This window comes from Patescibacteria group bacterium (assembly GCA_028707065.1).
Taxonomy (GTDB): Bacteria; Patescibacteriota; Patescibacteriia; order Patescibacteriales; family WJLG01; genus JAQTUZ01.
The window spans coordinates 1-8,274 of record JAQTUZ010000036.1 but is presented as its reverse complement, the minus strand read 5'-3'; the positions used below and the strand labels follow the sequence as shown (position 1 = coordinate 8,274).

The 8,274-nt window shown below is 46.0% G+C and carries 6 protein-coding genes and 1 tRNA gene; 2 read left to right on the top strand and 5 right to left on the bottom strand.

The annotated features are described in order from the left end of the window. The 5 genes from PHE24_06955 to PHE24_06935 all read right to left on the bottom strand — a co-directional run. A partial coding sequence (locus tag PHE24_06955) for a hypothetical protein (protein ID MDD4902835.1) occupies positions 1 to 312 on the bottom strand: 312 nt, incomplete at its 3' end. 147 nt (positions 313 to 459) lie between these two features. Beyond that, complete coding sequence (locus tag PHE24_06950) at positions 460 to 1,749, bottom strand: CAP domain-containing protein (protein ID MDD4902834.1); 1,290 nt, start codon at positions 1,747 to 1,749, stop codon at positions 460 to 462. Between the two features lie 29 nt (positions 1,750 to 1,778). Further along, positions 1,779 to 3,230, bottom strand: coding sequence for a radical SAM protein (locus PHE24_06945; GenBank protein ID MDD4902833.1), 1,452 nt, complete (start codon positions 3,228 to 3,230; stop codon positions 1,779 to 1,781). A gap of 1 nt (position 3,231) precedes the next feature. Further along, a tRNA-Thr gene (locus PHE24_06940) sits at positions 3,232 to 3,304 on the bottom strand. 102 nt (positions 3,305 to 3,406) lie between these two features. Then, positions 3,407 to 4,030 (bottom strand): hypothetical protein, encoded by a 624-nt coding sequence (locus PHE24_06935; protein ID MDD4902832.1) that lies wholly within the window; start codon positions 4,028 to 4,030, stop codon positions 3,407 to 3,409. A 390-nt stretch (positions 4,031 to 4,420) separates the two neighbouring features. Here PHE24_06935 and PHE24_06930 point away from each other — a divergent pair, with 390 nt between their 5' ends. Together PHE24_06930 and PHE24_06925 are read left to right on the top strand one after the other, a co-directional pair. After that, the gene (locus PHE24_06930) at positions 4,421 to 5,590 is read left to right on the top strand and encodes a hypothetical protein (GenBank protein ID MDD4902831.1); all 1,170 of its coding nucleotides are present in this window, start codon (positions 4,421 to 4,423) and stop codon (positions 5,588 to 5,590) included. Positions 5,591 to 6,149: 559 nt separating this feature from the next. Next, positions 6,150 to 8,274: hypothetical protein (locus PHE24_06925; protein ID MDD4902830.1), on the top strand; the 2,125-nt coding region annotated here is incomplete at its 3' end.

Here is an 8,274-nt window from a genome sequence, read left to right as displayed (position 1 = left end):
CATCGAATCCTGCGGCGTACTATATATTTCTTCAGAAGTGATATAGGCCAAAATAATAATATTGGGATTTAATTGGCGCAATTTTCTTAGATTGGCCAAGCTATTATGCTGGACTTCCATGTCCAAAACCAAAACATCCCATTTGGCCAGATTATCCACTTCCGTATTGGGGATGTCCCAGCGCAAATAATAATTAGCCAATTTGGGATAATCGGTTTGAACCGTGCCGGTATAAGCCGAGCCGTAAAAAGGCCAAACCAAAAGCCCGGCCAGGATAATTATCAAATAAAGTTTGCTAATTTTTTTATTCATTATTAGCCTTTAAATTTAACTATTAAATTCTCTATATTATATGATTTTTTTAAACTATTGTCAACGCCAACGCAAGAGCAAAGAGCATAGAACACAGAACATTTGTTTTATATTTTTTGCTCTTTGTTCTATGTTCCTTGTTCTTTGTTATCGGCAAATGCTATCTTGCCGGCAAGTATTAGGCACATAGCAAGAATAGGAAGGGCAGCACGGAGCGCCCTGATAACCGCAAGAGATCCTGGTAATAAAATCTTGCGTCGCGATGATATAGCCGTTGACATAAGCGACCCCGATACCGGCTTCATTGAATTCCGGGCGCAAAATATTAGCCCGGTGGCCGGGACTCGCCATCCAGCCCAGCACGATCTCCGAAGCCATCTCGTCATTGCCGGCATAGGAAATGCCAGTGACTCTGACGGGATTCTCCGCGGCAAATTCTAATTTTCTTTTGGCAATTTCCGATTGGATCAGATTTATTTTATCCGCCGCGCTGATGTTCGATTCCAAACTGGTCCGGAGCGCGTCATTGGCGCTGGAGACGGCGGCCAGGCAATTGTCGATTGAATTCTGATCAGCCGCGCCCGCTGTCGTAATAAAAATAATTTCTTTGCCGCCTTGAATCGCGATGTTTTCACCCGCGTTGGAAAAATAATAGATGCCGCGATTGGCCAGCCGGTCGCTCTCGTTGAGCCCGAAGCTGAATCCCTGGTGATGGATCATGAAGTAATCGCAAACTTTATTTAACGCGGTCAGCGCCTGATTCTCTTGAGCCAGATTTTGGCTGTGTTCTCTGGCCACCGCCGCGATATCAGCATTCCCGGCAAGCGGGGGCAAGCCGTTCTTGACGCGTTCGGCGTTCACTAAGCTGTTGATTTTCCGCTCCAGATAGTTCAGATCGTACGGCACGGCGGTCGTGGCCGGATTAAGCCCGCTCTGATTTCCGGCTTGAGTCAAAGAAGACGGGGCAATGGTTATTTGCGCCAGATTGGCGTTGGAAATTCCCAAACCTAATTTCCTGATTACCGCGGCAATACCTTCGCGCGTGATCAGATAATATCTTTTGCCATCAACCGGATTGACATACCAGGCCTGGCCGCGGTCTTGCACTTGCAAGAAAATTTTTCCTTTGACGCGGGCGATAAAATTGATTTGGGTTCGATCGGTGATTTTAGCGCTTGAGCCGGCGAGCGGAATTTTTGCCAGATCGGCATTGGTGATGCCGATGCCAACTTCTTTAATAACTTTGGCCGGATCAGTCAGCGCATAGCGCTCCAAATTTTTCGGATTGACATACCACGCCTCCCCTCTTTGCTCGACAGCCAGCAATATCCGGCCCGAAAGCCGGACTGCAAGCGCGGAATCAGCCGCGGCACGAGCCGGCAAACAGATCGAAAAACAAAAAATCGCCAGCGTTATAATTGCTATTTTTTTCACCATAAAAAGATAATATTTGTAATTCTATTATATCACGAAGCTTTGATTTTGATTACTTGGCCGATCAACCGCTTTCCAGGTTTGAACGGCGAGATTATTTGCTTAGGTTCGAAATAAACATCAAAATAATATTGCGTTTTACCTTTCATTTTTTCCCCTTTTAATTTTCCGGTGCGGGACGAGCGATTGTGCTCGACCACGACTTCTAAAATTTTCCCTTGGAACTTTCGAGTAAAAGCGGCAGCCATTTTTTCTCTAATTTTTCTTAAAATATCAGATCTTTTTTTGATCTCCCCTGTTTCGATCCGGCCGGGTAATTTGGCCGCGGCAGTCAAAGGATGAGGCGAAAAAGAAAAAACATGCAAGCGGCTGAATTTCATTTTCTCGATATATTTTTTCGTTTCCAAAAAATCTTTGGCAGTTTCGCCGGGAAAGCCGACGATCACATCGGCGCTGATCGCGATATCCGGCATTTTTTTTCTTAACTTTTTTATTTTCGTGGCAAAAAATTTAAGATCATAAGGCCGCTTCATCAGCCGCAAGATCTTATCGCAGCCGGACTGGAGCGGGACATGCAAATGCCGGCACATCTTTTTCTCGCCCGCCATAAAATTAATCAATTCATCACTCACTTCGGTTACTTCGATCGAACTTAATCTGATTCTTTGCAAATCTTTGATCTTGACCAATTCTTGCAATAGTTTTAAAAGGTTCGCGCTTTTTAAATTCCCCTCTTGGGAGGCCCGCCTACGCTGAAGCTCCGGCAGGGCAAGGGTGCCATCTTTTAAAGAATAGCTTGCCCAACGAAGCTCCGCCGCGGAGCGAAGTTGGGGGGTGGGTATTTTGCCGACATTATTTATGCCAAAAAGCCCGAGATGGATTCCGCATAAAATTATTTCCCGATAACCTTTTTTCACCGCCGTTTCCGCTTCGGCAACAACCTCGGCAATCTTCCGGCTCTGCAACTTTCCGCGCGTAAACGGAATAATGCAATAAGAGCAGAATTGCTCGCAGCCATCCTGAACTTTTAAAAAATATCTTGATCTTCCCTGATTTCTTTCCATTAAACCGCCGGGTGCATTTTTTAAAATTATAGAATTAAGATTTAAAAATTTAGAATTAAGTCTTTTTTTAATTTCTTTATTCTTAAATCCTAATTCATGATTCAATTTTTCAACAAGTTCGGAAATATTTTTTTTCGACCAAACCATATCAACACCGACTCTGTTCGCTTCTTTGGTTGCGACTCGCGGCCAGCAGCCGGTTAAAATTATTTTGGCGCGCGGATTTTCTTTCCGCGCTTTTTTGATCATCTCCCTGTTTTTTTTGATCGCCCCGGCGGTCACGGCGCAAGAATTGACAATGGCCAGATCCGCGCCATTTTTAACTAAAATAAAACCGGCGGATCTTAACAATCCGCCTAATTCGCCGCCGTCATACTGATTAACCTTGCAGCCTAAGCTATAAATCTTAAACTTTTGCATGAGCCGAGGAAGGGATTCGAACCCTTGACCTTTAGTTTACAAAACTATTGCTCCACCAACTGAGCTACCTCGGCAAAAAAATTTTACTGTTGCTCCCTGCCTGCCGGCAGGCAGGTACCAATTGAGCTACGCCGGCAATATACATTTATGTATATTAGCTAAAATAACCAAAAAAATCAAGCGTCTGCTTTTTCTTCAAACTGGCGCTTTTTCAAATAGACAAAACCCGCGATCGAAACGATCACGGCGCCCGAAAAATTCAGGATCAGATCGGTCATCGTATCAACCAGGCTGGATCTTTGCATGTTGGTGCTAAAAATATAATCAAGACTGAACTCGACAATTTCCCAAAGAACCCCGATCGAAAGCGAAAAACAAAAGGAAAAAATCACGGCCAAAAGCGGATTGACTTTAAACCGCTTATGCTTGCTCAAAATCCTGAACCAAGCCAAGCCGATGATCGCCGTGATGATGCTGGAAAAAAAATGCATGAACAGATCCCACCACCAAAACTTATCATAAAAAAGTTCGATCTCGCCCAAATACAGGGAAGCGTAAATGAAAAAAACGATCGTCGCCTGGAAATAAGAAGGAAAAATTATCTTGAATCTTCTTTCGATGATGTTGGGCAAAAAGGTTAAGAACAGGGCAAAAGCCACTAAGAATAAATTATTCCAATTATTGAAAATAACGGCGATCACGCCGGCGAACGCCAAAAAAATCCTCAAGATCAGGGAAAAAATTAAATTTATCCGGTCAAAGCCGGTGAGTTTGATTTTTAAGAAATTTTTTTCTTCCATATTCCCGCGCCTTATCCGGCACCTAGACTCATTTTAGCAAGAATAACCGAATATTCCAATCACTTCCCCGCTCGAGCTAATATTAAAATATTTGATCAAAAAAATATTTCTTTTTAGAAAGTGGAGTAATTTTAATTATTGTTGTATAATAAAAAAGCGCGTTGATAATCAAACCGAACAAAAAAATAAAAAAATATCCTCCCCCAAAACAATTACCGTCGCGGCGGTGGTAATTTTAAATTATCAGTTTTATAATTCAACTATACCCCCGGAACGCTCTTTAATAATAAGAAAGGAGAGATTATCAGAAAATATCCCAAAAATTCCGAGTATTTCGTGCTCGCTGAATGAAATCTTTAAAAACCTTTAACTGTTCAGAAAGGATGTTTTATGAAAAAATCTGGAGTTTTTCGGATCTTGTTAGCCGGTTTGGGCGTAATCGCCTTAATCGGTTGCAGTCTTAGCGATCGACCCACTGCCAGTAAAGAAGTGAACGAACTGCAAACTGCCGCGGTTAAGGGCGGCGGCGGTGGAACACCGCCCCCTACCGGCACGCCTACTCCGATTTCCGTCTATGGCGCCTGGCACGCGGGCAGCGAATATTGCTCGTGGGCGTCAGTGCGGACCGTGGCCGATTTCGATGCCAAGAACCATTGGCTGATCAATCGCGGCGACGGGATTCCTTCCATCAATTTGGTAATCTTAAGTTTTGTTAATCCGCTCAAACTGCTAAATCAAACAACGGACGCCCAAACTTTAAACGGCATACCGCGCGGCATGACCGCGGACATCATTAACTATTTTAAGAACGCGAATGTCCGGGTAATGTTTTCTATCGGCGGTATCACTTACACCGGCGATTGGAACACGGCTCTGGCTGCCAACGCGACGCAATTAGGATTGAACGCCGCAGCAGTTGCCCAAAACTTAGGCGTGGGAATAGAGATTGATTACGAAGAAAGTTCCGCGCCGAACCTCGTCGGCCTGCAAGCGTTCATTGACGCTTATCGCTCGGTTTTACCCTATGATGCCACCGGCAATAATCCAGCCGCCCGCTTGACCATTGACTTAGCCGCCGGCGACCGCTGGCTGATCGGGATTTGCCGCAAAGCCACGGCCGACTGGCTCACCACTGCCAACCCGGTGCTTGATTATGCCAATGCCATGGTAGCCGCTCGGCAGGCGCGCAGCGCTACTGAAGCTCAAGCCGATTGGCAAGAGCATCTTGACGGCAAACCGCAATTCGCTCCGCCAATCCCGCCCCTGGCTCCTTGTAAATTCACTGTCGCGCTGTATATTACCACTGGCAATAAAGCGTGCCCGGAGTGCGTTAATTTTGGAAGTTCCTTGGAAAAAAGTACGGGAACTTTTGTTCAAACCGCCGCTCCCAAAGGTGCGGGAACTACCAGCGGCCTATTAGGTTATATGTTTTGGGCGGCCGAATGCCCGTCGACCAGAGCGCTTTGCACCACGCCACCAAATAGCTGTCAAAATGGAGTGGGCGTGGGAGCAAAAACTTATAATATTCCCATTCCCCTGCCGGCTCTGCGCCAGCAATAAATGGTATCAACCGCGAGGCAAGCTCTATACCCATCTTTTTTAAAAGGTATCCTCGCGTGCCGCCGGACGAAGTATTTATCATCGCTCGCTCGGAAATGATCCCCACGAGGCGCGGGATCATTTCACTCGCTTCGCTTGATAATAAAATAAAAAATTTGCTGATCAAGACAAGCTTCGCTGCTCCTTTCTTTCTTTGTAGCCAGGCCCGCAATTTTCATTGCGGGCCTTTTTAAAAACGGCCGGCTTTCATGAGATTCTTGCCGGCGCGGTATCCTACATAACTACAAAGCCGGAATTGGGCATATCAGTCCGCTTTCATATCTGCTTTAAGGACGCATTTTTTGGCGAGTTTCACACAAAAAAATATTTTTCCAAATTAACTAATGTTCCTGAAAAAAAAGAATTTTCAACTCAATAAAAATTTGCTATAATATGTAATACATAATAAGAGCTGTGCAAAACATTATTCAAAACAAATTGCCTGCTCAATTTTTGTTTTTTATAAATATTAATATTAGCGATATGGATAAAATTTTATGACATTTTATTAAATAAAATGATGGAGGAATCCATATTTCCCAAAAGTAAAATAAAGCAACAGGGTAAAAACACAGGGGCAGCTTGGCTGGCCGGAGTTTTATTTTTACTAGCCATCCCTTTGGCGGCTCAAGCGAGCATTTATAATCCGGGACAAACCTTAAATCCGGATTGCCCGCCGACTGAGAGCACTTCCACCTGCGGCGTAATCGCGCCGGCCTCGGCCGGATCCAACTCCAATATCACTTCGCTTCATGGCTTGACGACTCCCCTGTCCATCGGCCAAGGCGGTACCGGTTTATCCGCGGCCGGACTGAATGGCCAGGCGCTGATGTCTTCCGGCGGAGCTTTGACTTGGACCACGCTGGACACTTCAGTTGTTCCTGAAAACGGTGTGTTTTATTTTACCGACGCCCGCGCCCGCTCGGCTATCTCTTCAACAATCGCCGGTTTAACTTACACTTCCGGCACCGGTGTTTTTTCCATCAATTCCGGCTATGAAATAACCCAGACGGCCTCGTCCAGCCAATGGAACACTTTATACCATAATCCTTCGGCGGTTTTTAGCGCTTCGGGAAATTTGGCCTGGACGGGAAAATCCATTGGCGTGGCTGCTAATTACGAAATTCCGCTCTCGGCTTCCACTACGCAATGGAACGGGTTCAAACCTTACATCAGCCTGGTCCCAAGCGCGGCTTCGTCGTCGCAATGGAATAGCTGGAAAAATACTTTGCCCGCCACCGCTTCCACCACCCAGTGGAACAGCTGGAAACCGTCGATCGCGATCATTCCCGCCGCGGCTTCTTCCACGCAATGGAATTTATTTTATCATAGCCCTTCTGCAATTATCGCCACCTCCGGCAATTTACAATGGGCAGGAAATACTCTTGGCGTAATGCCTGATTATTCCATTCCGCTCGCCGCTTCCACTTCCGATTGGAACACTCTCAAACACAATCAAATCACCTTAAATAGTTTTTCATCTTCCTTGGTCGGCTTGACTTATAATAATACGACTGGCGTCTTCAGCGCCACGCCCGACTATGAGATGTCGCTTAACGCCTCCACCTCGCAATGGAATAGTTTTTATCAAAACCCTTCCAGCCGGATTCAGGCCGGCATCAATTGCTCCTGGAGCGGCAACACTTTTGATTGCAACGGCGGCAGCGGAACTTCCTCGCCGCCCGCTTACACGGCCGGAGGCACCTTGCTGCAATTGCAAGGCACGGAATTCTCGGTAAAAGAAGGGACCCTTAACCATAACAAGGGTTGCGTTTATGTTGCCGGCACCGGTTTGGTTTGCAATTCGGATTTTATCGGTCTTTCTTCCCTGTCTTCCGCCGCCACCGGTTTAAATTATAGCAGCAGCACCGGCCAATTTTCCTGGAATGGTGATTACAGTTTGCCTTTAGCCGCTTCCACCACCCAGTGGAACACCTTAGCTCATGCCAGCTCCAGCTACTTATCCTTGAACGCGCTTTCTTCAACCGCCACCGGCTTAAACTACAATAACACTACCGGAGAATTCAGCTGGGATTCTGGTTATGGCGGATATCTAACCGCTTCGGGAACCAATTGGCAAACCTTTTACCTCACTCCTTCCGCTCGCATTGCCGCGGCCAACAATTTGGCTTGGACTGAAAATACTTTGGGCGTGGCGGCTGATTATGAAATTCCTCTTTCCGCTTCCACCACCCAATGGAATGCCCTGGCTCACAACACCACTATTCCTTCAACGGCTTCCACTACGCAATGGAACACCTATTATCATAATCCGTCTTCAGTCATTTCCGCGGCTGATAATCTGATCTGGAATGAAAATACTTTGGGCGTGGCGGCTGATTATGAAATTCCTCTTTCCGCTTCCACTACCCAGTGGAACAGCTGGAAACCGTCGATCGCCAATATTCCAATTGCCGCTTCCACCACGCAATGGAATACCTATTATCATAATCCATCCGCGGTTATTTCTGCCGGCGCCAATTGCTCCTGGGACGGCAATACTTTTAATTGCACCTCGCCCGGTTCGGGAAACTGGAATGCTTCCGGTACTGATAGCTGGCAAAACGGCAAGGTGGGTATCGGAAAAGATAGTCCTAAATATGCGCTGGATATTAATGGCGATATTAATTACTCCGGCAATTTAT